At 34.9% G+C, this 25,215-nt stretch carries 26 protein-coding genes; 23 read left to right on the forward strand and 3 right to left on the reverse strand.

Annotated elements, in window-relative coordinates; translation table 11 throughout:
• Positions 1–55 precede the first annotated feature (55 nt).
• The 23 genes from hisG to O9267_RS02175 all read left to right on the forward strand — a co-directional run bounded on the left by hisG (position 56) and on the right by O9267_RS02175 (position 22,355).
• Positions 56–913, forward strand: a complete 858-nt coding sequence (hisG, locus tag O9267_RS02065) for an ATP phosphoribosyltransferase (protein ID WP_298175485.1) — start codon at positions 56–58, stop codon at positions 911–913.
• Positions 914–928: 15 nt separating this feature from the next.
• Positions 929–2,218: a histidinol dehydrogenase gene (gene hisD, locus O9267_RS02070; protein ID WP_298175486.1), complete on the forward strand. Its 1,290-nt coding sequence runs from the start codon at positions 929–931 to the stop codon at positions 2,216–2,218.
• Positions 2,211–3,224, forward strand: a complete 1,014-nt coding sequence (gene hisC / locus O9267_RS02075) for a histidinol-phosphate transaminase (RefSeq protein ID WP_298175487.1) — start codon at positions 2,211–2,213, stop codon at positions 3,222–3,224. Before hisD ends, hisC begins: the two co-directional genes overlap by 8 nt.
• The gene (hisB, locus tag O9267_RS02080; protein ID WP_298175488.1) at positions 3,221–4,312 is read left to right on the forward strand and encodes a bifunctional histidinol-phosphatase/imidazoleglycerol-phosphate dehydratase HisB; all 1,092 of its coding nucleotides are present in this window, start codon (positions 3,221–3,223) and stop codon (positions 4,310–4,312) included. The genes hisC and hisB overlap by 4 nt, the downstream gene beginning before the upstream one ends.
• The gene (hisH, locus tag O9267_RS02085; protein WP_298175489.1) at positions 4,309–4,887 is read left to right on the forward strand and encodes an imidazole glycerol phosphate synthase subunit HisH; all 579 of its coding nucleotides are present in this window, start codon (positions 4,309–4,311) and stop codon (positions 4,885–4,887) included. The genes hisB and hisH overlap by 4 nt, the downstream gene beginning before the upstream one ends.
• Complete coding sequence (gene hisA / locus O9267_RS02090; RefSeq protein WP_298175490.1) at positions 4,884–5,597, forward strand: 1-(5-phosphoribosyl)-5-[(5-phosphoribosylamino)methylideneamino]imidazole-4-carboxamide isomerase; 714 nt, start codon at positions 4,884–4,886, stop codon at positions 5,595–5,597. The genes hisH and hisA overlap by 4 nt, the downstream gene beginning before the upstream one ends.
• Positions 5,591–6,343, forward strand: coding sequence for an imidazole glycerol phosphate synthase subunit HisF (gene hisF, locus O9267_RS02095; protein ID WP_298175491.1), 753 nt, complete (start codon positions 5,591–5,593; stop codon positions 6,341–6,343). Before hisA ends, hisF begins: the two co-directional genes overlap by 7 nt.
• Complete coding sequence (hisIE, locus tag O9267_RS02100; RefSeq protein WP_298175492.1) at positions 6,340–6,930, forward strand: bifunctional phosphoribosyl-AMP cyclohydrolase/phosphoribosyl-ATP diphosphatase HisIE; 591 nt, start codon at positions 6,340–6,342, stop codon at positions 6,928–6,930. Before hisF ends, hisIE begins: the two co-directional genes overlap by 4 nt.
• Before the next feature lie 234 nt (positions 6,931–7,164).
• Positions 7,165–8,556, forward strand: coding sequence for an anthranilate synthase component I family protein (locus O9267_RS02105; protein ID WP_298175493.1), 1,392 nt, complete (start codon positions 7,165–7,167; stop codon positions 8,554–8,556).
• A 2-nt stretch (positions 8,557–8,558) separates the two neighbouring features.
• Positions 8,559–9,122, forward strand: a complete 564-nt coding sequence (locus O9267_RS02110; RefSeq protein ID WP_298175494.1) for an aminodeoxychorismate/anthranilate synthase component II — start codon at positions 8,559–8,561, stop codon at positions 9,120–9,122.
• 1 nt (position 9,123) lies between these two features.
• Positions 9,124–10,116 carry an anthranilate phosphoribosyltransferase gene (gene trpD, locus O9267_RS02115; RefSeq protein ID WP_298175495.1) on the forward strand — a complete coding sequence of 331 codons (993 nt, stop codon included), beginning with the start codon at positions 9,124–9,126 and terminating at the stop codon, positions 10,114–10,116.
• Positions 10,113–10,898 carry an indole-3-glycerol phosphate synthase TrpC gene (locus tag O9267_RS02120; RefSeq protein ID WP_298175496.1) on the forward strand — a complete coding sequence of 262 codons (786 nt, stop codon included), beginning with the start codon at positions 10,113–10,115 and terminating at the stop codon, positions 10,896–10,898. The genes trpD and O9267_RS02120 overlap by 4 nt, the downstream gene beginning before the upstream one ends.
• Positions 10,895–11,521: a phosphoribosylanthranilate isomerase gene (locus O9267_RS02125; RefSeq protein WP_298175497.1), complete on the forward strand. Its 627-nt coding sequence runs from the start codon at positions 10,895–10,897 to the stop codon at positions 11,519–11,521. The genes O9267_RS02120 and O9267_RS02125 overlap by 4 nt, the downstream gene beginning before the upstream one ends.
• Positions 11,518–12,711, forward strand: a complete 1,194-nt coding sequence (gene trpB / locus O9267_RS02130; protein ID WP_298175498.1) for a tryptophan synthase subunit beta — start codon at positions 11,518–11,520, stop codon at positions 12,709–12,711. The genes O9267_RS02125 and trpB overlap by 4 nt, the downstream gene beginning before the upstream one ends.
• The gene (gene trpA, locus O9267_RS02135; RefSeq protein WP_298175499.1) at positions 12,701–13,474 is read left to right on the forward strand and encodes a tryptophan synthase subunit alpha; all 774 of its coding nucleotides are present in this window, start codon (positions 12,701–12,703) and stop codon (positions 13,472–13,474) included. Before trpB ends, trpA begins: the two co-directional genes overlap by 11 nt.
• A gap of 105 nt (positions 13,475–13,579) precedes the next feature.
• Entirely contained in the window at positions 13,580–13,990 is a 411-nt protein-coding gene (locus tag O9267_RS02140) for a BrxA/BrxB family bacilliredoxin (protein WP_298117920.1), read from the forward strand.
• 188 nt (positions 13,991–14,178) lie between these two features.
• Complete coding sequence (locus O9267_RS02145) at positions 14,179–15,537, forward strand: rhodanese-related sulfurtransferase (RefSeq protein ID WP_298175500.1); 1,359 nt, start codon at positions 14,179–14,181, stop codon at positions 15,535–15,537.
• Between the two features lie 162 nt (positions 15,538–15,699).
• Positions 15,700–17,055: a regulatory iron-sulfur-containing complex subunit RicT gene (ricT, locus tag O9267_RS02150; protein WP_298175501.1), complete on the forward strand. Its 1,356-nt coding sequence runs from the start codon at positions 15,700–15,702 to the stop codon at positions 17,053–17,055.
• The gene (locus tag O9267_RS02155) at positions 17,039–17,521 is read left to right on the forward strand and encodes a gliding motility lipoprotein GldH (protein ID WP_298175502.1); all 483 of its coding nucleotides are present in this window, start codon (positions 17,039–17,041) and stop codon (positions 17,519–17,521) included. The genes ricT and O9267_RS02155 overlap by 17 nt, the downstream gene beginning before the upstream one ends.
• A 5-nt stretch (positions 17,522–17,526) precedes the next feature.
• On the forward strand, positions 17,527–19,845 hold the full coding sequence (locus O9267_RS02160) for a transglycosylase domain-containing protein (protein WP_298175503.1): 2,319 nt from the start codon (positions 17,527–17,529) through the stop codon (positions 19,843–19,845).
• A 179-nt stretch (positions 19,846–20,024) separates the two neighbouring features.
• Entirely contained in the window at positions 20,025–20,726 is a 702-nt protein-coding gene (locus O9267_RS02165) for a CoA transferase subunit A (RefSeq protein WP_298175504.1), read from the forward strand.
• Between the two features lie 18 nt (positions 20,727–20,744).
• Positions 20,745–21,692 carry a hypothetical protein gene (locus O9267_RS02170; protein WP_298175505.1) on the forward strand — a complete coding sequence of 316 codons (948 nt, stop codon included), beginning with the start codon at positions 20,745–20,747 and terminating at the stop codon, positions 21,690–21,692.
• 3 nt (positions 21,693–21,695) lie between these two features.
• On the forward strand, positions 21,696–22,355 hold the full coding sequence (locus O9267_RS02175) for a CoA transferase subunit B (RefSeq protein WP_298175506.1): 660 nt from the start codon (positions 21,696–21,698) through the stop codon (positions 22,353–22,355).
• 49 nt (positions 22,356–22,404) lie between these two features.
• Here O9267_RS02175 and O9267_RS02180 read toward each other — a convergent pair whose 3' ends face one another.
• The 3 genes from O9267_RS02180 to O9267_RS02190 form a co-directional block, all read right to left on the reverse strand.
• On the reverse strand, positions 22,405–22,800 hold the full coding sequence (locus O9267_RS02180) for a hypothetical protein (RefSeq protein WP_298175507.1): 396 nt from the start codon (positions 22,798–22,800) through the stop codon (positions 22,405–22,407).
• A 127-nt stretch (positions 22,801–22,927) separates the two neighbouring features.
• Positions 22,928–24,529, reverse strand: a complete 1,602-nt coding sequence (locus O9267_RS02185; RefSeq protein ID WP_298175508.1) for a fumarate hydratase — start codon at positions 24,527–24,529, stop codon at positions 22,928–22,930.
• Between the two features lie 280 nt (positions 24,530–24,809).
• A partial coding sequence (locus O9267_RS02190) for an OmpA family protein (RefSeq protein WP_298175509.1) occupies positions 24,810–25,215 on the reverse strand: 406 nt, incomplete at its 5' end.

A 25,215-nucleotide genomic window follows, 5' to 3' on the forward strand; every position in this document is an offset into this window, starting at 1 on the left:
GTTTTTTGTATTTATACACTTCGTGATATACTCAGATTTTATTCTAAATTAAAAAATGAGTACTTTAAAAATTGCGGTTCAAAAAAGTGGCCGACTAAGCGAAAAATCGCTTCAACTTCTGGAAGAATGTGGTATCAAAATTTCTAATGGCGAACGTAAACTAAAAGCCGTTGCCCAAAACTTTCCAATCGAAATTTTATTCTTACGTGATGACGATATTCCGCAATACGTTGAACAAGGTGTTGCAGATATCGGAATTCTTGGTGAAAATGAAGTTTGGGAAAAAGACAAAGAAGTAAAAATAATTCAACAATTAGGTTTTGCAGGTTGTAGAATGTCATTAGCAATCCCAAAAGATGAAGTTTACACCGATTTAAACTATTTCCAAGGCAAACGTATTGCAACAAGTTATCCTAAAATTCTGATTGATTTTTTTGCCAAAAACAACATCACCGTTTTCATCGAAGAAATTAGCGGAAGCGTTGAAATTGCAACAAGTATCGGACTTGCCGATGCCGTTTTCGATATTGTAAGTACAGGAAGTACACTTTTAATGAACGGATTGAAAGAAGTGGCAACAGTTACAAAAAGTGAAGCCGTTTTAATTTCAAATCCAAATCTGACGCCAGAAAATCAAGCCATTTTAGATAAATTATTGTTCCGAATGCAAGCCGTTCGAGAAGGTAAACAGAACAAATATATTTTGCTAAACGCACCAAATTCTGCAATCGAACGAATTTGTTCGTTGTTACCTGGAATGAAATCACCAACCATTTTACCGCTAGTAAACAAAGATTGGAGCAGTTTGCACTCGGTTATAAAAGAAGACGATTATTGGGAAATTATTGAACAACTCAAAAATCTCGGCGCCGAAGGAATTCTAATTATTCCAATTGAAAAAATGATTCGATAATTCAACGTTACAATTATGAAAACTTACATAAATCCAAATGCAGAACAATGGAACGAATTGGCAAAACGCAAAACCGTTGCCACTGCCGATTTAAACGAAACCGTGAAAGCTGTTTTTAATGACATTCAAAAAAACGGAAGCAAAGCTGTAAAAAAATACACGAATTATTTTGATGGCGTATCAATAGAAAATTTCGCAGTAACTCCATCAGAAATTGAAAATGCGGTTGCCCAAATTCCATCTGATTTAAAAAATGCAATTCAAGTTGCAGCTGATAATATTTCGAAATTTCACAGTTCACAAAAAGAAATTCCGACTAAAATTGAAACTACTTCGGGAGTTTTTTGTTGGAGAGAAAGTCGTGCCATCGATACTATCGGAATTTACATTCCAGGTGGAACAGCACCACTTTTTTCAACGGTTTTAATGTTGGCAATTCCGGCAAAATTGGCAGGTTGCAAAAACATAATTTTATGTTCGCCACCAGACAAAAACGGCAACATCAATCCAGCGATTTTGTATGCCGCACAACTGACAGGCGTAACGCAAATGTATAAAGTTGGAGGTATTCAAGCAATTGCAGCATTAACTTTTGGAACCGATGAAATTCCGAAAGTTTCTAAAATATTCGGACCAGGAAATCAATACGTAACTGCTGCCAAACAATATGCGCAACAATTAGGATTAGCTATCGATATGCCAGCTGGACCAAGTGAGTTATTAGTAATTGCCGATGCAAGTTGCGACCCAGAATTCGTGGCTTCCGATTTACTTTCGCAAGCGGAACACGGTGGTGACAGTCAAGTAATTTTGGTTACAAATTCCGAAAAAATTGTAGCGAAAGTTAGTGAAGCAATCGAAAATCAAAAAGCCATTTTACCAAGACAAGCAACGGTAGAAAAAGCATTAGAAAACAGTCGTGCTTTGGTATTTGAAGACATTCAAACAGCAATCGAATTTAGTAATTTTTACGCACCAGAACATTTGATTTTAGCTATTGAAAACGCTGAAGATAAAATCAATTTAATCGAAAATGCAGGTTCGATTTTCCTAGGAAATTATAGTTGTGAAAGTGCTGGAGATTATGCTAGCGGAACGAATCACACCTTGCCAACCAATGGTTATGCAAAGAATTACAGTGGCGTTTCGTTAGACAGTTTTGTAAAGAAAATTACGATTCAAAAATTAACATCACAAGGCATTCAAAATCTTGGACCAACAATAGAAATAATGGCTGCTGCCGAACAATTAGACGCACACAAAAACGCTGTTTCCATCCGATTAAAAAAATTACAAAATGGATAATATCACCAATTTAATTCGAAAAAATATTCTCTCGCTTACGCCTTATTCGAGTGCGCGCGACGAGTACAAAAGTAATCAAGGTATCTTTTTGGATGCCAATGAAAATCCGTTTGGGAATTTAAATCGTTATCCTGATCCATACCAATGGCGCTTGAAGCAAATTTTGAGCAGTCAAAAGAAAGTCGGAATTGAAAACATCTTAATTGGTAACGGAAGTGATGAAATCATTGATTTGGTTCAACGTGTTTTTTGCGAACCCAACGAAGATAAAATCATCATTTGTCCACCAACATATGGAATGTATGAAGTGTATGCGAACATCAATAATTTAGAGATAATCTCGATTCCATTAACCGAAGATTTTCAGTTGAATGCCGAAGCGATTTTAGCACAAAATGCCAAAATTTTATACTTGTGTTCGCCTAACAATCCGACAGGAAATTCATTGGAAAATCTAGAATACATCATTGAAAATTTCAACGGAATTGTGTTTTTAGACGAAGCATACATCGACTTTAGTGAGCAACCTTCTTTGGTTTCCAAAATTAGACAGTTTCCAAATTTAATTGTTTCACAAACCTTTAGTAAAGCACGAGGTTTGGCAGCTGTTCGAGTTGGAATTGCTTATGCAAATGAAACGATAATTTCAGTAATGAATAAGGTAAAACCGCCTTATAATGTGAGTCAATTGAATCAAGAAGCGGCAGTGCAATCACTAGCTAGCGATGACGAATTTAAATCGAATGTACAACTTATAAAATCGGAACGTGAGTTGCTAAAACAATCACTTTTAGCATTGGATTTTGTAACTAAAATTTATCCTTCAGATGCTAATTTTTTATTGGTCGAAATGGAAAACGCAACAGCCATTTACAACAGTTTAATCGAACAACAAATCATTACTCGAAACCGAAGTTCAGTAGTTGAAAATACGATTAGAATTACCATTGGAACACCAAGAGAAAACCAACAATTATTGTATGCTTTAAATTTAGTTATGTCATGAAAAAAGTTTTATTTATAGATAGAGACGGCACATTAATCATCGAGCCACCAATCGATTTTCAAGTCGATAGTTTAGAAAAATTGGAGTTTTATCCACAGGTTTTTCAGTATTTATCACGCATTTCAAAAGAATTGGATTATGAGTTGGTTATGGTAACCAATCAGGACGGAATGGGAACCGATTCGTTTCCAGAAAACACGTTTTGGCCAGCACAAAATAAAATGATGAAAGCGTTTGAAAACGAAGGAATTCAATTTTCGGATGTTATTATTGACGTTTCGTTTCCAGAGCAAAATTTGCCAACCAGAAAACCCGGAATTGCGTTATTACAACAGTACATCAAAGGAAATTACGATTTAAAAAACTCCTTTGTTATTGGAGATAGAGTGACCGATATTCAATTAGCGGAAAATTTAGGAAGTCAGGCGATTTTTATTTCTGCTTCAGCAAATGAACGAGCTACTTTATCAACGACTTCTTGGGAAACCATTTATCAATTTCTAAAGGAACAACCGCGCGTAGCTGAATTAATTAGAAAAACAAAAGAAACCGAAATTGCAGTAGAAATCAATTTGGATGGAAGCGGAAAAAGCAACATCAGCACCGGTTTAGGATTTTTTGATCACATGTTAGACCAAATTGCCAAACACGGAAACATCGATTTGAACATCAACGTAAAAGGCGATTTGTATGTGGATGAACACCACACGATTGAAGATGTCGGAATTGCTTTGGGCGATGTTTTTGCACAAGCTTTGGGTTCTAAAAAAGGCATTACTCGTTACGGATTTCTGCTTCCAATGGACGATTGTTTATCACAAGTTGCCTTAGATTTTGGCGGACGTTCATGGTTAGTTTGGGATGCCAAATTCAGCAGAGAAAAAATCGGAGAAATGCCAACCGAGATGTTCTCACACTTTTTCAAATCGTTTTGTGATGGTGCCAAATGCAATTTGAACATCAAAAGTGAAGGCGAAAACGAACACCACAAAATAGAATCCATTTTTAAAGCATTTGCAAAAGCGATAAAAATGGCAGTACAAAAAGACGGAACAAACGGCATCCCAAGCACAAAAGGAATCCTATGATAGCAATAGTAAAATATAACGCAGGCAATATTACTTCAGTAAAAAATGCAGTTGAAAGATTAGGTTATTCTTGCATCGTAACCGATGATGAAACGATTTTGAAACAAGCCGAAAAAGTAATTTTCCCAGGTGTTGGCGAAGCAAGTTCGGCGATGAAGTATCTTAAAGAAAAAGGTTTGGATGAAGTAATCAAAAACTTGACACAACCTGTTTTAGGAATTTGCCTTGGACAACAATTATTATGTCAGTTTTCGGAAGAAGGAAACACAGAATGTTTAGGAATTTTTGAAGCAACTGTAAAGAAATTTGAACCCAAATTAAAAGTGCCACACATGGGATGGAACAACATTTCAAAGTTAAATTCTGAATTGTATAGCGGAATTTCAGCCGATGAAAATTTCTATTTTGTACACAGTTTTTATGCTGAAATCTGTCAAGAAACCACAGCGGTTTGCGATTATATCGTTCCGTTTAGTGCTTCGATGCAAAAGAATAATTTCTACGCCACACAATTTCATCCAGAAAAATCATCTAGCGTAGGCGAACAACTTTTATTAAACTTTTTGAAATTATGAGAATCATTCCAGCAATAGACATCATCAACGGAAAATGCGTCCGATTGACCAAAGGCGATTATGCCACGCAAAAAATATACAACGAAAATCCATTGGAAGTCGCCAAATATTTCGAAGACAACGGCATCCAATATTTGCATTTAGTGGATTTGGACGGAGCAAAATCCAACCAAATTGTCAACCACAAAGTATTGTATCAAATTGCAACAAAAACTAATTTGAAAATCGATTTTGGTGGTGGATTGAAACAACGAAATGATTTAGAAATTGCTTTTGAAAACGGAGCCAATCAAATTACTGGTGGAAGTATTGCTGCAAAAAATCCAATCGAATTTTTAGAATGGTTGACTGAATTTGGAAGCGACAAAATCATTTTGGGTGCCGATTGTTTGAATAGAAAAATTGCCACTCATGGTTGGTTAGAAACTTCTGAATTGGATGTTGTAGATTACATTTCTGATTACGTTTCCAAAGGAATTTCAACAGTTATTTGTACTGATATTTCAAAAGATGGAATGCTTCAAGGAACTTCTAATGAATTGTATCAGAATATTTTAGAAAAAACAAAAGTAAATTTAATTGCAAGTGGTGGCGTTACAAAGATTTCCGATTTAGAACTTTTAAAAACTATAGGTTGTGAAGGCGCCATCATCGGAAAAGCATTGTATGAAGGCACAATAAAAATCGAAAACTTAAGCGAATTATGTTAAAAAAACGAATCATTCCGTGCTTGGATATCAAAGACGGACGCGTCGTAAAAGGCGTTCAATTTCTAGAACTAAAAGACGCTGGAAATCCTGTGGAATTGGCTTCGTTTTATTCTAAAAATGGAGCAGACGAATTGGTGTTTTTAGATATTTCTGCAACATTGGAAAAGCGAAAAACATTAGCCGAAATGGTAACGCAATTGTCAAAAGAAATCAATATTCCGTTTACCGTTGGCGGTGGCATTCAATCGGTTGAAGATGCGCGATTGTTATTGCAATCTGGCGCGGATAAAGTGAGTATCAATTCGGCAGCCGTTTTGAATCCGGAATTGATTACGCAAATTTCAGACGCTTTTGGAAGTCAGAGTTTGGTCGTTGCCATTGACATCAAAAAATTAGATAATGATTGGTTTGTTTTCATAAAAGGCGGAACAGAATCCACAGGAATATTAGCTATTGATTGGGCGAAAAAAATGGAAGAATTAGGCGCTGGAGAATTACTTATAACTTCAATGAATAACGATGGTTCCAAAGATGGATTTGCACTAGAAATTACAAATGAAATTAGTAAAGTGGTTTCAATTCCAGTTATTGCTTCTGGTGGCGCAGGAAATTCGCAGCATTTCATAGATTTATTTACCAAAACTGAAGTCAGCGCAGGATTGGCAGCAAGTATTTTTCACTTTAATGAAGTGCCGATTTCCGAATTAAAAAACGTTTTAAAAACTCAAAATATTCCCATCAGATGAATGTAGATTTCTCAAAAAACAACGGATTAATTCCAGTAATTATCCAAAATAACGAAACGCAACAAGTATTAATGTTGGGTTACATGAACGAAGAAGCGTTGCAAAAAACACAAACTGAAAATATTGTGACTTTTTTCAGCCGAAGCAAAAATCGATTGTGGACAAAAGGTGAAACGTCTGGAAATTTTCTAAAAGTTGTCTCCATAAAAGAAGATTGCGATCAAGATGCGTTGCTGATTCAAGTTATCCCAAACGGACCAACATGCCACAACGGAACGACTTCTTGTTTTGCAACAGAACCTAACGTTTCTTTTCTTAACGAATTGGAAAATGTAATTGAAAATCGCATTGCAAACCCAAGTTCAGAATCGTATGTTGCTTCACTTTATCAAAAAGGAATCAACAAAATGGCTCAAAAAGTTGGTGAAGAAGCTGTGGAATTAGTAATTGAAGCCAAAGACGACAATCAAGATTTGTTTATTGGCGAAGCAGCCGATTTGTTGTTTCATTATTTGATTTTGCTTCAAGCTAAAAATCTGAAATTAAATGATATCGAACAAGAATTGATGCGTAGAATGAAGAAATAATTTCATAGAACAAATGTTAAAATTTAAAAAATAATGCCATTGCAACAAAATAATTCAATAAGTTTGCACCAATTATGATGAACAAGATACAAAATACAAATTGGTGGCACATGACTAACTCCGTCTTTGGAATTGGTTGGTAACTGCTATTTGTAAATCTCTACAATATTGTTAAACCCACTTTTCCAAGTGGGTTTTTTTTATGTCTAATTTTTCTCAAAAAAATCAATTATCATGTTATATAATTTTCAAACCAAAGTAATCAAAACCCTGAGCGACACGCATACGCCAGTTGGTTTGTATTTAAAACTTCGCGATCAGTTTTCTAATAGTTTTCTGTTAGAAAGTTCCGATTATAAAAGCAAAGAAAACAGCTATTCTTATATTTGTTTGGATCCAATTGCATCCTTTATTGCTGATGCAAATCAAACTACAATCACTTTTCCTGATAAAAAAACTGTTGTAAAACAAACTTCAGAAATTGAAATTGCAACCGAATTAAATCAGTTTTCAAAATCATTTTCCGTGTCCGATTTAAACCTCGGATTTGAAACATTAGGATTGTTTGGCTACACGAGTTATGATGCAATTCCGTTGTTTGAAGACATTACTTTTACCAATACTGATTTCGATTTGCCTCTAATTCAATACCATTTATTTCGTTATACGATTGTCTTCAATCACTTCAACAACGAACTATTTTTGTTAGAACATTTGCAAGAAAATGAAACCTCCAATTTGGATAAAATTCAGGAGATAATCAACAATCGTTCGGTGACACAGTTTAAATTTTCACTTCAAAATGACGAAGAATCTAATTTTACAAATGATGATTTTTTAGGCGCCATTAAAAAAGGTCAAGAACATTGTTTTGTGGGCGATGTGTTTCAAATTGTACTTTCTAGAAAATACAAACAGCAATTTAAAGGAGACGAATTCAATGTGTACAGAGCATTACGTTCTATCAATCCATCACCGTATTTATTTTATTTTGATTACGGAAATTTTAAATTATTTGGTTCTTCACCCGAAGCACAACTGACAATAAACGACCAAAAAGCCATCATCAATCCGATTGCTGGAACGTTCAAACGAACTGGCGACGATGCGCAAGATGTACTTTTAGCCGAAGCACTTTTGGCCGATCCAAAGGAAAATGCCGAACACATTATGTTAGTCGATTTGGCTCGAAATGATTTGAGTAAATCGAGCAAAAAAGTAGTCGTTGAAAGTTTTAAAAAGATCGAATATTACTCGCACGTTATTCACATGGTTTCGAAAGTTAGTGCCGAATTACAACCTGAATACAATCCGATACAAATTTTGGGCGACACTTATCCTGCTGGAACTTTATCTGGCGCGCCAAAACACAAAGCGATGCAATTAATAGATCAATACGAACCACAATCACGCGGATTTTACGGCGGAACGGTTGGAATAATAGGACTCAATGGCGGATTTAATCACGCGATTTTTATTCGTTCGTTCGTCAGCAGAAATAATCAATTGACGTATCAAGCAGGTTGCGGAATCGTAACAAAATCAGAGGTTAACAGTGAATTGAATGAAGTAGAAACTAAACTTTCTGCTCTTCGAAAAGCGATTCAATTAGCTCAAAATATATAATTATGAAAATACTTGTAGTAGATAATTATGATTCGTTTGTGTACAATATTGTGCATTTACTTTATGAAATTGGTGTTGCAGAAATTGATGTTGTCAAAAACGATCAACTCGATTTTTCGTATATCAATCAGTACGATAAAATTGTGCTTTCGCCTGGACCAGGAATTCCAAGAAATGCTGGAATGATGCCGCAATTATTATCTGAATTTGCTTCCACGAAAAGTATCCTCGGAATTTGTCTCGGACATCAAGCCATTGCAGAACATTTTGGCACCGATTTAATCAATTTATCAGAACCACTTCATGGAGTTGCTTCTGAAATTGAAATTGTAAAAGAGGATTATTTATTTGAAAATCTTCCGAAAAATTTTAAGATTGGACATTATCATTCGTGGGTTGTTTCTGAAGAAATTTCAAATGATTTAGAAATTCTTGCCAAAGACGAATTGGGAAATATCATGGCAATAAAACACAAAAAATATGATGTTTGCGGATTGCAATTTCATCCTGAATCAATTCTCACAGAAAACGGAAAAACGATACTTACTAATTGGATAAATAATTAAAATGAAAACAATATTAGAACCTTTATTCAAACATAAAACCCTAACGAAAGACGAAGCCAAACAAGTGCTTACCGACATCGCTTTAGGGAAATATAACCCAAGTCAGATTGCTTCTTTTTTGACGGTTTTTATAATGCGAAATATTACGCTGGACGAACTTTTAGGATTCAGAGAAGCTTTATTAAGCTTGTGTCATAAAATCGATTTGTCAGCTTACAATCCGATGGATGTTTGTGGAACTGGCGGCGATGGAAAAAACACGTTTAACATTTCAACACTAACTTCTTTTGTAGTTGCTGGTGCAGGAATTCCAGTGGCGAAACATGGAAATTATGGGGTTTCTTCAATTTCTGGTTCGTCCAATGTTTTAGAAACTTTAGGAGTAGTTTTTCAAACCGATGAAACTGTTTTGAAACAACAAATTGAAGAAACTAACATTTGTTTTTTGCACGCGCCATTATTTCATCCTGCAATGAAAGCTGTTGGTCCAATTCGAAAAGAATTAGGTATTAAAACTTTCTTTAACATGCTTGGTCCATTAGTGAATCCGGCGTTTCCAAAAGTACAAATGACTGGCGTTTTTAGTTTGGAATTAGCGCGAATGTATCAGTATTTGTTGCAAGAAGAAAACAGTCAATACACTGTAATTTACGGTTTGGATGGTTTTGACGAGGTAACGTTGACCGACAAAACCAAGTTGATTACTAACAACGGCGAACGTTTTATAGAAGCCAAAGATTTAGGTTTAAAAAACATAACTTTTTCCGAATTGTATGGCGGCGAAACTTTGGAAGAAGCCGCAGCGATTTTTACCACAATTATTGACGGAAAAGGAACCGAATCGCAAAATAATGTGGTTTTAGTAAATGCTGCTTTGGCGATTCAAACCTATCATCCAAATCTGAATTTTGAAGAAGCATTTGATCAAGCAAAAGAATCACTTTTCGGATTGAAAGCTAAGAATTCGTTTAACCGATTAAAAGAAATTCAATGAATATTTTAGATACTATAAAAGCACAAAAATTAAAAGAAGTTGCCAATTTAAAAGCGCAATTTTCTATTTCATTTTTAGAAGAACAACCATTGTTTAATTCGGCGACACATTCTTTGAGAAAAGCCATTGAAAGTTCGGTTACTGGCGGAATTATTGCCGAATTCAAGCGAAAATCTCCTGCTAAAGGAAACATTAATTTGGATGCCAATGTGGTTGAAGTTACGCAAGGTTATGCCAATGCAACCGTTTCTGGATTATCGGTTTTGACAGATGTAGATTTTTTCGGAGCAAGAACTAACGACTTTGAATTGGCTCGAAAAAACAATACTATTCCGATGTTGCGAAAGGATTTTATGGTCGATGAATACCAAATTATTCAATCGAAAGCAATGGGTGCCGATGTGATTTTGTTGATTGCTAAAATTTTGACCAAAAAACAAATGCAATCTTATACCAATTTAGCACACGAATTAGGAATGGAAGTGTTTCTAGAAACCCAAAATGAAGAAGAAATTTTGGAAAACATGGATTTGAATTTTGATTTAATCGGAATCAACAATCGCAATCTAAATTCGTTTGAAGTTTCAGTTGAAAACAGTATAAAATTGGCGCAATTGTTACCTAAATCGAGCATAAAAATTGCTGAAAGCGGTATCAATTCTTTAGAAACTATTCAGCTTTTGCAAGCCAATGGATTTAATGGATTTTTGATGGGAGAATATTTTATGAAAGAAGAAAATCCGGCAGAAAAATGTAAAAATTTAATTCAACAATTATTATGAAAATAAAGATTTGCGGAATGAAATTTCCGAAAAATATACTTGAAGTCGGCGCCTTGCAACCCGATTATATGGGATTTATTTTTTATCCAAAATCGAAGCGTTATGTTGGTGAAGATTTTTCATCTAAATCGTTAGAAAAATTACCTGAAAATATAAAAAAGGTTGCTGTTTTTGTAAATGAAGATGTTAATCGAATTATTGAAATTCAAAAGCAATTTTCGTTTGATTTTATTCAATTACACGGAAATGAATCGGTTGCCGAATGTGAAGTTTTGAAAGAAAATAATATCAATGTGATCAAAGTATTTTCGGTAGATCCTTATTTCAATTTTAATGAAGTTGCGGCTTATGAAAAGGTTTGCGATTACTTTTTATTTGACACTAAAACACCTAAATATGGTGGAAGCGGAAAAACATTTGATTGGGAATTATTAGAAAATTATACTTTATCAAAACCATTTATTTTAAGTGGCGGATTAAGCATTCATACTATCGGTAAGCTTAAATTTGATAAGTATCCGATGTTAGCAGGATTGGATTTCAATAGCAGATTAGAAGATTCAAATACTAAAAAAATTACTGAAGAAGTTAGTGAATTAATAGAAAAAATAAGAAGACGATGAAAACGACTTTACAACCTGATGAAAACGGATTTTATGGCGAATTTGGCGGTGCATTTGTACCCGAAATGTTGTATCCAAACGTATTGGAATTGCAACAAAATTATTTACAAATCATAGCAACAGAAGACTTTCAAAAAGAGTTCAAATTGCTGCTGAAAGATTATGTTGGACGACCAACACCATTGTATTTTTCGAAGAATTTATCGGAACAATTCCAAGCGCAAATTTATCTGAAAAGAGAAGATTTGAATCACACCGGCGCACACAAAATCAACAATGCGATCGGTCAAGTTTTATTAGCAAAACGACTCAATAAAAAACGAATTATTGCAGAAACGGGCGCAGGTCAACATGGCGTTGCTACAGCTACTGCTTGTGCATTGTTAGGTTTAGATTGCACGATTTACATGGGCGAAATTGACATCGAACGTCAAAAACCAAATGTAGAACGTATGCGTCTTTTGGGTGCGAAAATTCAACCTGCAACTAGCGGAAGTAAAACGTTAAAAGATGCTACAAACGAAGCCATCCGAGCTTGGATAAATGATCCAGTTGGAACACATTATATTATTGGTTCGGTTGTTGGTCCGCATCCTTATCCTGATTTGGTGGCACAATTTCAATCGGTTATCAGCGAAGAAATCAAAATCCAATTGAAAGAAAAAACAGGCGATGAAAATCCGGATTACGTGGTAGCTTGTCTTGGTGGCGGAAGCAATGCCATCGGTGCTTTCTATCATTTTATTGACAATGGAAAAACACAATTAATTGCTGTGGAAGCTGGCGGTTTGGGTGTTCATTCAGGAAAAACCGCTGCAACCATTGCTTTGGGTAAAAAAGGAATCATTCACGGAAGTAAAACCTACTTAATTCAAACCGATGACGGACAAATTGTAGAACCACATTCGATTTCGGCAGGATTAGATTATCCCGGAATTGGTCCGATTCATTCCTATTTGCATGATACTAATAAAGCAGAAGTAGTTTCGATTACCGATGAAGAAGCGATGCAAGCGGCTTACGATTTGTCTCGAATAGAAGGAATTATTCCAGCCATTGAATCGGCACATGCTTTGGCGTATTTGCATAAAATGAAATTGAAAACTACCGATATTGTGGTAGTAAATTTATCAGGAAGAGGCGACAAAGATTTGGCAACATTACAAAATTACAGAACAGATGAAAAATAGAATCCAAAACTTATTTGAAACCAAAAAAGAGAACATTTTGTCGTTGTATTTTACGGCAGGATTTCCAAATTTGAACGACACGCTTACCATTTTAAAACATTTAGATGAAAGCGATGTTGATATGATTGAAATTGGATTTCCGTATTCTGATCCTTTGGCAGATGGACCAGTTATTCAAGAAAGCAGTGGGCAAGCGATTGAAAACGGAATGACCTTAAATCTTTTATTTGAACAATTGCAATCGCTACGAAATATCACTCAAAAGCCAATCGTATTGATGGGTTATTTGAATGTAGTTTTACAATTTGGTGAAAAAGAATTCATAGAAAAATGTGCACAAGTTGGTGTTGACGGAATTATCATTCCAGATATGCCATTGCACTATTATCTTTCGAATTTTAAAGAATTGTGTGAAGTAAATCAAGTTTCAAATGTGTTGTTGATAACACCAGAAACCTCAGAAGAACGCATTAGGCAATTGGATAGTTATTCGTCGGGATTTATTTATTTGGTTTCGTCTAATAGCATTACAGGAAGCACAAACGCGATTACTTTTCAAACTGATTATTATCAACGCATTCAGAACATGAAGTTGCAAAATCCGGATTTAATAGGTTTTGGTGTTCATGATAAAAAGACTTTTGAAACGGTTTGCGAATTTGGTTCGGGAGCAATTATCGGAAGTGCTTTTATTAAGCATTTGAATCATAATGGAACGAGTAGAGAATCGATTGAAGGATTTGTTAAGTCTATTAAAGAATAACAAATGTTTATGATTGAATTGATTCTAAAAATTAGAATTCTATTTATCTTTGCGAAAGATTTTCAAAATCTAAAATTTTATATCTAATATTTAAAATTACAAAATATGTATCCAGAAGAAATGGTAAAACCAATGCGAGCAGAACTTTCTGAAGCAGGTTTTCAAGATTTATACAGCGCTGAAGAAGTGAAAAATGCAATTAAAACGGAAGGTACAACGCTTGTAGTTGTAAACTCAGTTTGTGGTTGCGCTGCTAGAAACGCTCGTCCAGGAGCAAAAATGAGTTTGGACGGAGCAAAAAAACCAGATCATTTAGTAACGGTTTTTGCAGGAGTTGACAAAGAAGCAGTTGATGCTGCTAGAGAAGAAATGTTTCCTTTTCCTCCTTCGTCACCTAGTATGGCTTTGTTCAAAAATGGTGAATTAGTTCACATGCTAGAACGTCACCACATTGAAGGTCGTCCTGCAGAAATGATTGCAGAAAACTTGAAAGACGCTTACGCAGAATTCTGTTAGTTTTCTAACCACTAAGTTCGCAAAGAAGGCACAAAGAGCACTATTAATTTAGTGCTTTTTCTTTTTTTATACTTTGTGAACTTAGTGCATTCTTTGTGTGCTTTGTGGTTAAATAAAAATTTTTAACTTTGCACCCGAATTCTTCCATTAAGAATTCAAAACATATTTCTCACTTAAACGTTTATAGCATGCAACTGTATAACACCTTAAGCGCAGAAGAAAGAGCTCAATTAATTGATGAAGCCGGAAAACAACGTCTTACATTATCTTTCTATGCGTATGCCAAAATTGAAGATCCCAAAAAATTTCGCGACGATTTATTTATCCAATGGAACCAACTCGACGCTCTTGGCCGAACCTATGTAGCCAAAGAGGGAATTAATGCTCAAATGAGCGTTCCAGCAGAAAACTTTGAAGCTTTTAGAGAAACTTTAGAAGCTTATGAATTTATGCGAGGAATTCGTTTGAATGTAGCTGTAGAACACGATGATCATTCGTTTTTGAAATTAACCGTAAAAGTCCGTGACAAAATTGTAGCCGACGGATTGAACGACGAAACGTTTGACGTAACCAATATCGGAGTGCATTTGAAAGCCAAAGAATTCAATCAGATTTTAGAAGATCCAAACACAATTGTAGTCGATTTTAGAAACCACTACGAAAGTGAAATCGGCCATTTTAAAGGTGCAATAACTCCAGATGTTGAAACTTTTAGAGAAAGTCTGCCGATTATCAACGAGCAATTAAAAGATTTTAAAGAAGATAAAAACCTAGTGATGTATTGCACTGGAGGAATTCGATGTGAGAAAGCATCAGCCTATTTTAAACACCAAGGTTTTAAAAATGTGTTTCAATTAGAAGGCGGAATTATCAATTATGCCAAACAAATAAAGGAAGAAAACATCGAAAGTAAATTCATAGGAAAGAACTTTGTTTTCGACCATAGACTCGGCGAGAGAATTACCGATGATATTGTTTCTCAATGCCATCAATGCGGAAAACCTTGCGATAATCACACCAATTGTGAAAACGATGGTTGTCATTTATTATTCATTCAATGTGATGATTGTAAAGCTGCAATGGAAAACTGTTGTTCAAAAGAATGTTTAGACACCATTCATTTGCCCTTGGTAGAACAAGTGAAATTGAGAAGAGGAAAACAAGTTGGAAATAAAGTCTTCCGCAAAGGAAAATCAGAAAATCTATTATTTAAACATTCAGGTGAACTATCTGATAAATCCTTAGCGATTGCTCAAAAACCAAAAGATATTCGTCAGAAAATAAAAGTAAAAAAAGTACTTGTTGGTAAAGCTGAACATTATTATCCAAAACCACAAGTTGGATTATTTATCATCGAAAATAACGAATTAAATGTAGGTGATAAAATCTTAATTTCAGGTCCAACAACTGGAAACGAAGAAGTAATTTTAGACAAAATGATGGTAAACGGTAGTGAAAATTCGGTTGCTAAAATAGGTGATAAAGTCACTTTTATTTTACCATTTAGAGTAAGATTATCCGATAAATTATTTAAGATTTTAGAGTAACTATTTTAAAAATCAACTATTTAAAATCCCAAATTTCAACTGTTTTTTCAAACTTGGAATTTGGGATTTTTTTATTGGAATTTATTTTTTAAAAATACTATCTTTACCAATTAATCGTTTTATGAACTTAAATTGCTTTTTGGCAATACTACATATATAATTATGGCATGTACAAGTTGTTCAACTTCTGATGGCGGTGCGCCTAAGGGTTGTAAAAATAATGGGACTTGCGGCACTGATAGCTGCAATAAATTAACCGTTTTTGATTGGTTGGCTAATATGAGTTTACCCAATGGCGAAGCTCCTTTTGATTGTGTAGAAGTTCGTTTCAAAAACGGACGAAAAGAATTCTACCGAAATACTGAAAAACTTACTTTGAGTATTGGCGATATTGTTGCTACCGAAGCTTCACCTGGTCATGACATTGGTATTGTAACACTTACAGGCGAATTGGTAAAGATTCAAATGAAGAAAAAAGGCGTGAATCATACAAGCAACGAAATTGCTAAAGTGTACCGAAAAGCTTCTCAAAAAGACATCGATATTTGGAGTGATGCTCGCGATAAAGAAGAACCAATGAAAGTAAAAGCACGTGAAATTGCTATTGCTTTAAAGTTACAAATGAAGATTTCTGATATAGAATTTCAAGGTGATGGTTCAAAAGCTATTTTTTATTACACTGCTGAAGATAGAGTTGATTTTCGTCAATTGATTAAAGAATTTGCGCAGGTTTTCAAAACCAGAATCGAGATGAAACAAGTTGGTTTTCGTCAAGAAGCTTCTCGTTTGGGTGGAATTGGTTCATGTGGAAGAGAATTGTGTTGTTCAACATGGTTAACCGATTTTAGAAGCGTCAATACATCGGCAGCCCGTTACCAACAATTGTCGTTAAATCCACAAAAACTAGCAGGTCAATGCGGAAAATTGAAGTGTTGTTTGAATTATGAATTAGACACTTATCTTGACGCTTTAAAAGATTTTCCAGAATTTGAAACCAAATTACACACCGAAAAAGGTGACGCAATTTGTCAAAAACAAGATATTTTCAAAGGATTAATGTGGTTTGCTTACACCGATAATTTTGCTAATTGGCATGTTTTAAAAATTGATCAAGTAAGAGAAATTATTGCTCAAAATAAAGAGAAAAAACGTGTTTCCTCTTTAGAAGATTTTGCTTTAGAAATTACGCAAGAAGAAGTAAAAGACTTCAATAATGCAATGGGTCAAGAAAGTTTAACTCGTTTTGACCAACCTAAGAAAAAGAAAAACAATAAAAACAAGAATAGAAAATCTAACGGCGATAGACCACAGCAACAAAACGCTAATCAAAATCAAAAGCCGGTGAATCAAAATAGTGATAAGCCACAACAAAACGCAAATCAAAATCAAAAGCCAGTGAATCAAAATAGTGAGAAGCTAAAACAAAATGGCAATCAAAATCAAAAGCATCCAAACAAAAATCATCGTAATCCAAACAACAAAATAACTCCTGTAAACAAAAATGAGCCTAAAAAGTAATTTTTTATTTATGTTGATGGTCTTTTTTCTTTTTTCTTGTGATAAGAAAAGAGTTTTTGACGATTATAAATCAGTTGGGAATTCTTGGGATAAAGATTCTTTGGTTTCATTTGATTTGCCAAAACTCGATCCAAAAAAGGAATACAATTTGTTCTTAAATTTGAGAGATAACAAGGATTATCCGTTTAATAATATTTTTCTAATTGTTAGCATGAGTTACCCAGATGGTGTAACCAAAGTGGATACTCTTGAATATGAAATGGCTGATGCAGAAGGTAATTTGCTTGGCGATGGTTTTTCAGATGTAAAAGAAAGCAAACTGGTTTATAAAGAACGTGCTAAATTTAAAGCTGGTAAACATAAAGTTACCATCAAGCAAGCAGCAAGACAGACAGGAAAAGTTGCTGGAATTAATAAATTAGAAGGAATAACCGAAGTAGGTTTTAGAATAGAAACATTAGAATAATTCGTATGGCTACAACAAAATCTAATACTGCAAATCAGGTAAAAGACATTAATTACTATAAAAAGAAATTTTGGAAAATCTTCCTATACGGACTTGGAGGCATCTTTTTATTCTTTCTTTTTGCATCGTGGGGACTTTTTGGTTCAATGCCGTCATTTGAAGATTTAGAAAATCCTAATTCAAATTTGGCAACCGAAATTATTTCTACCGATGGTGTCACTATTGGTAAATTTTACAACGAAAACCGTACTTCAATAAAATATAGCGACTTGCCTAAACACCTTGTAGATGCATTAGTTTCTACCGAAGACGAGCGTTTCTATGAGCATTCAGGTATCGACGGTCGTGGAACGCTAAGAGCCATGATGAGTTTAGGAACCAACGGTGGAGCAAGTACACTTACACAACAATTAGCCAAACTTCTTTTTCATGGAGAAGGTTCAAAATTTTTACCTTTTAGAATCATTCAAAAAGCAAAAGAATGGATTATTGCTATTCGTTTAGAAAGACAATATACCAAAAATGAAATCATTGCAATGTATTTCAATAAAGCTGACTTTGTTAATACAGCTGTTGGAATTCGTTCGGCAGCCAAGGTATATTTCGGAAAAGAACCTCGCGATTTAACAATCGAAGAAGGCGCAATGCTTGTGGGAATGCTTAAAAATCCTTCTCTATTTAATCCTGTTCGCCGAATAGAAAAAGTACAAAACAGAAGAAATGTAGTGTTAGGTCAAATGGTAAAAAACGGATTTCTAAAAGAGTCTGACAAGACTAAACTAGAAAAAAAACCTATCGTTTTACATTTCAAACCAGAAAGTCATCATGAAGGAATTGCAACTTATTTCAGAGAATACCTTCGTGATTTTATGAAAAAATGGATGGCTGAAAACAAAAAACCAGATGGTTCAGATTACGATGTATACAAAGATGGTTTGAAAATTTACACCACTATCGATTCGCGCATGCAAACCTATGCAGAAGAAGCTGTTACTGACCATTTAACCAATCTACAAAAAGAATTTGACGCCCAACAAAAAGGCAATAAAAATGCTCCATTTGTAAATATTTCTGATGCAGAAACTAAAAAATTGATGATGCAAGCCATGAAAAATTCAGATAGATGGAAACAAATGGAAGCGCAAGGAAAAAGCGAAGACGATATTATCAAATCATTTGCAGTCAAAACCAAAATGAAAGTTTTCACATGGAAAGGCGAAAGAGATACCATAATGTCTCCAACAGATTCTATAAGATATTATAAGCATTTTCTACAATCGGGCGTTATGGCTATGGAACCACAAACTGGTCATATCAAGGCATGGGTTGGCGGAATCAACTACAAATATTTTCAATACGACCACGTAGGGCAAGGCGCACGTCAAGTTGGATCAACATTCAAACCTTTTGTGTATGCAACAGCTATCGAACAATTAGGTGCTTCGCCGTGTGACACCATAATCGATGGTCCATTTATAATAAGAAAAGGGCGTCATCACGTAACCGAAGATTGGGAACCTCGTAATTCTGATCAACGCTATCGTGGAATGGTTACACTCAAAAAAGCTTTGGCAAATTCTATCAACACCGTTTCAGCTAAATTGATTGATAAAGTTGGCCCAGAAGCTGTTGTCGAACTTACACATAAACTTGGTGTAAAATCCGAAATTCCTGTTCAACCGTCTATTGCACTAGGAGCCGTTGATATTACCGTTCATGATATGGTGGCTGCCTACAGCACATTTGCTAATCAAGGTGTTTATATCAAGCCACAATTTATTTCAAGAATAGAAGATAAAAACGGTGTTGTAATCTACGAACCAATTCCTGAATCGCATGATGTATTGAACAAAGACATTGCTTTTGCTGTTATCAAATTGCTCGAAGGTGTTACCGAAGGCGGTTCTGGCGATAGACTTCGTACCGATAGTGGTGGTCATGGTTACAACCGAGTAACAGGTTATCCATACGTACTAAAAAATCCTATTGCTGGAAAAACAGGCACAACCCAAAATCAATCTGATGGTTGGTTTATGGGAATGGTTCCTAATCTTGTAACAGGCGTTTGGGTTGGTTGCGAAGACCGTTCGGCTCGTTTCAAAAGCATTACTTATGGTCAAGGAGCAACAGCTGCTTTACCTATTTGGGGTATTTTTATGAAAAAATGCTATGGCGACGAAAAACTAAACGTTTCCACCGAAGAATTCGAAAAACCCGAAAATCTATCCATAAAAGTTGATTGTTATACACCAAGAGCCTACACGCCAGTAGAAAATGATACCATTCAAGCCGAACAAGATATTGATGAATTTCAAATTGAATAATTAGAAGCTAATCCTGCTGTACGCTATATCTTTTTATTGCTTTTGTCACCCTGAGCGCAGTCGAAGGGCTCCATCTTAAAGCAATAAAAAGGATGCCGCTTCCATCAGGGCTAGACTATCGGAATGGTTAGGTACAAATAAAAGTTAGTGAAAAATATAAAAAACATAGTTTCAAAAATATGATTAACAAAAAAGTAAACTCTGTTCAAGAAGCACTTCAAGGTATTGAAGACAATATGACCATAATGCTAGGCGGTTTCGGACTTTGTGGAATCCCAGAAAACAGCATTGCCGAATTGGTAAAAAAAGGAACTAAAAACCTAACATGTATTTCCAACAATGCTGGTGTTGACGATTTTGGTTTAGGCTTATTATTGCAACAAAAACAAATCAAAAAAATGATTTCGTCTTACGTTGGCGAAAATGCCGAATTTGAACGTCAAATGCTTTCTGGCGAACTCGATGTAGAATTAATTCCACAAGGAACTCTTGCCGAGCGTTGTCGTGCAGCCCAAGCAGGAATTCCAGCATTCTTCACACCAGCTGGTTTCGGAACCGAAGTTGCCATAGGAAAAGAAACGCGCGAATTCAACGGAAAAATGCACGTTATGGAACACGCATTCAAAGCCGATTTTTCAATAGTAAAAGCATGGAAAGGCGACGAAGCAGGAAATTTAATTTTCAAAGGAACAGCCAGAAACTTCAACCCATGTATGTGTGGAGCAGGAAAAATAACCATCGCCGAAGTAGAAGAACTAGTTCCTGCTGGAACTTTAGATCCAAATCAAGTTCATATTCCTGGCATTTTGATTCAAAGAATTTTCAAAGGAGAAAAATTTGAAAAAAGAATTGAACAAAGAACGGTAAGACAAAAAGCATAAAGTTTAAAAAAGAATAGAATGAAAAAAATAATTTTTGGAATTTTAATAATTTCCTTATTTATTAATGCCTGCAGCAAAGATAGTAGCACAAATGAACCTACTAACACTGCAAATCCTTGTAAAAGTATAACTTCCTTTACTGTAGTTCAACAATCAGGTTCTTTAGTTTTTAATATTGTATCTGATTCTTCTCCATTATATTATGAAGTTTCCTATCAGCAAGCTAGTGCTACACCAGTAGCAGATTATGGTAGCAAATTTATTATTAATGGATTAACTGCAACCAAAACAATTACAGAATTGGCAATTTCTCAGTCAGCAACTTACGTTTTTTATATAAGAGCAATCTGTTCTTCTGAAAGTTCTAGTGACTGGTCTTCACCAAAGGCATTAACCATTAGTAGTTATTGCAATAGTCCAACCAATCTTACTTATGGTGGTGGTTATTTAGTATGGACCGATAATACCGATGATTATCCTATGAATGCACAAATTCAGTATGGACCAGCCGGATTTACATTGGGAACTGGGACAACAATAAATGCTGGAAATACAGAAAACCACTCAGGTTTTACTTTTACTCCTAATACAAACTATGAGTTTTATGTTAGAACGTTTTGTAACGATTCTCAAATGTGGAGTCCGTGGTCTGAACCTGTAAACTATCAAAATGGGAATTCGCCATGTAATTTACCTTCCAATTTATCCCATCAAATTGAATCATTAAATTCAACATATGCTTATGTTGCTTTGCAATGGGCATACAATGGTAACACTAATTTTGAATATACTGTTGTGCTCCACGGGGCATCAGCAAATTCAGGAACAATCTTTACTGCTTCAACTAGTGGTTGGCCTGTTGTTAATTTAAACAGAAGTTACACTTATGATTTTTATATGAGAACAGTTTGTTCAAATGGGGCAAGAACAGCATGGACATCACCTTACCTAATTTCAAATTTATAAAGCATGGCATTAGATAAAAACGATATTGCAAGACGAATAGCCAAAGAAGTAAAAGACGGTTATTATGTAAACTTAGGAATTGGAATTCCAACTCTGGTTGCTAACTATGTTCGCACTGATATTTCAGTTGAATTTCAAAGTGAAAATGGTGTTCTCGGAATGGGTCCATTCCCATTTGAAGGCGAAGAAGATGCCGATTTAATCAACGCTGGAAAACAAACCATCACGACTTTGCCTGGTGCAAGTTTCTTTGATTCGGCTTTTAGTTTCGGGATGATTCGTGGTCAACATGTAGACTTAACCATTCTTGGTGCCATGGAAGTTTCAGAAAACGGCGATATTGCCAACTGGAAAATTCCGGGAAAAATGGTAAAAGGCATGGGTGGCGCAATGGATTTAGTAGCTTCTGCCGAAAATATAATTGTAGCCATGATGCACGTGAACAAAGCGGGCGAAAGTAAAATTCTTAAAAAATGTTCATTGCCACTAACGGGTGTTGGATGTGTAAAAAAAATAGTAACCGAATTGGCAGTTTTAGAAATCACTCCAAAAGGTTTTAAATTACTAGAACGCGCACCTGGAGTTTCTGTTGAACACATCATAGCTTCAACAGAAGCCGAATTAATTATTGAAGGAGAAATTCCTGAGATGAATATAAACTAGTTTTTTTAAGAAAGCCACAAAATTCAATAGAGTTCTGTGGCTTTTTTAATTAATTTTTTGATTCTAAATACTCTATAATCACAGGCGATGCATGAGCAAAACTTGGAAATTGCTCTACCATACTTACCGCACGTTTTTTGTTTAATTTGTAAGTCAAATCAAATTCGGTAGTAAATAAAATGGCCGATAAAAACGGATTGTTTATAAATTCCAATAACCGAGTAAAAGCGGAATCAATCGTATGAATTTCGAAAATTTCTTCTTTTTGAAATTTGTATTTCAATTCTAATTTCAAATCATTTTCATCCATTATCGGACGTACATAAATATTCATCAATTCAGTATTTCCAATGGTTTTTGCTAACGTTAATTTGGCAAAAGTTCCATCATCCAAACTGGTTTTGACTTTGTTATAAAATTCAGAAAATGTTTCTTTAAAAGGCATATTTTTGTTTTTTTTGACACAAATTACACAAATTTGCACAAATTAATTTCGCTTAATAATTACACGAAAAACAAATTAGTGAAATAAATACGCAAACAAATCTTCGTGAAAATTCGTGTTTCTTTTTTTATAAATTAGCAAAGAAATCATTCCCTTTATCATCTGTAATAATAAAGGCTGGGAAGTTTTTTACTGTTATTTTACGAACAGCTTCCATTCCTAATTCTTCAAAATCTACTACTTCCACTTTTAGGATATTTTCTTGTGCCAAAATTGCTGCTGGTCCACCTATCGAACCTAAATAGAATCCGCCATATTTGTTGCAAGCTTCCATCACTTCTTTGGTACGGTTTCCTTTTGCCAACATAATCATACTTCCACCCGCTTTTTGGAACTCTTCTACATAAACATCCATTCGTCCAGCCGTTGTTGGTCCAAAACTTCCTGATGGCATTCCTTCAGGTGTTTTGGCTGGGCCAGCATAATAAACGGGATGGTTTTTGAAATACTCTGGCATTGGTTTACCAGCATCTAAAAGTTCTTTTATTTTAGCATGAGCAATGTCTCTAGCAACTATTAAAGTTCCATTCAAAATTAATCTAGTTTTGATTGGATATTTAGATAATTCTGCTAAAATTTCTGGCATTGGACGGTTCAAATCTACTTCAACCGCTTTTTCCATATGTGGCGGTATTTCAGGTAAAAATTGCTTTGGATTGGTTTCTAATTGTTCTACAAAAATTCCTTCTTTGGTAATTTTTCCTTTAATATTTCTATCAGCCGAACACGAAACACCAAGACCAACTGGACAAGAAGCAGCATGTCGTGGCAAACGAATTACGCGCACATCGTGAGCAAAATATTTTCCGCCAAATTGCGCTCCAATAGCACTTTCTTGACAATATTCAAGTACTTTTTTCTCCCATTCTAAATCACGAAAAGCTTGACCAGCCATATTTCCTGAAGTTGGAAGATTGTCAAAATAACCAGCAGAGGCTTTTTTTACAGCGGCTAAATTGGCTTCGGCAGAAGTTCCTCCAATTACCAAAGCTAAATGGTAAGGTGGACAAGCAGAAGTACCTAAATCTTTAATTTTTTCGCGAACAAATTCTTCCATTGATTTTTCATTCAATAGCGATTTTGTTTTTTGATACAAAAACGTTTTGTTGGCAGAACCACCGCCTTTTGCTAAAAATAAAAATTCATAGGAAGCTCCTTTTTTGGCATAAATATCAATTTGAGCTGGCAAATTTGAACCTGAATTTTTTTCTTCAAACATCGAAATCGGAACTATCTGCGAATAACGCAAATTCTTCATTTGATAAGTATTGAAAATTCCTTTTGATAACCACTCGGCATCATCAACACCCGTATAAACATTTTCACCTTTTTTAGCCATTACAATTGCCGTTCCAGTATCTTGGCAAGATGGCAACTGCCCTTCGACAGCTACAACAGCATTTTGCAATAAATTATAAGCAACAAATCGGTCGTTATCGGTAGCTTCTGGATCGTTAAGGATGTTGTTTAATTTTTGTAAATGCGCTGTTCTCAACATAAAAGAAACGTCATTCATTGCTTCTTGTGCTAACAATTCTAATCCTTTTGGGTCAACAGTTAGAATTTCTCTATCTCCAAATTGTTCCACTTTTACGTAATCGGAAGTGATTTTTTTGTACTGTGTATCGTCTTTTAAAATAGGATACGGATCTTGGTATATAAAGTCCATTTTAGAAATTTTTTGAACTGTAAAGTTAAGGAAAGTTGATGATTTATTTAAACGAATAAAAGAGAATAAATGCTAAAATAATTACAATTATAAATCCTAGAAACGAGTTGTCATTTTTAGCAACTTCATCAATTGTTTTTTTGCCCCCATAAAAGATCCAAATTGCAATATTTCCAACGAAATGATTTATTAATTTATGAAACAAATTCATTTTGAATTTTTAGAAAAAGCCTCTATATGAAAACACATAGAGGCTTTTATATTTATAAAATATTATAATTTACTTCACAATCAAGAACTCGCTTCTTCTGTTTTGCGCGTATTGTTCTTCGGTGCAAGTTTGTCCGCAGTCAACTTTTGGTTCTGTTTCTCCAAATCCTTTTCCTGAGATTCTAGCTCTGTCGATTCCTTTAGAGATTACGTATTGTACCGTTGATTTTGCTCTTCTGTCTGATAAGTTTAGGTTGTACGTATCACTTCCTCTGTTATCAGTATGAGATTTGGCCAAGATTACTAGTTTTGGATTGTCTTGCATTACTTTTACCAGTTTGTCTAACTCAAAGGCGCCGTCTTCGGTGATGTTGCTTTTGTTGTACTCAAAGTAAATTGGTTGTAAGATGATTTCTGTTTCTGTAATAACTGGCTCAATTGGTGTAAGCTTGATAGTAGCTTTTAACTGATCGTCT

The organism is Flavobacterium sp. (assembly GCF_027531705.1).
Taxonomy (GTDB): domain Bacteria; phylum Bacteroidota; class Bacteroidia; order Flavobacteriales; family Flavobacteriaceae; genus Flavobacterium.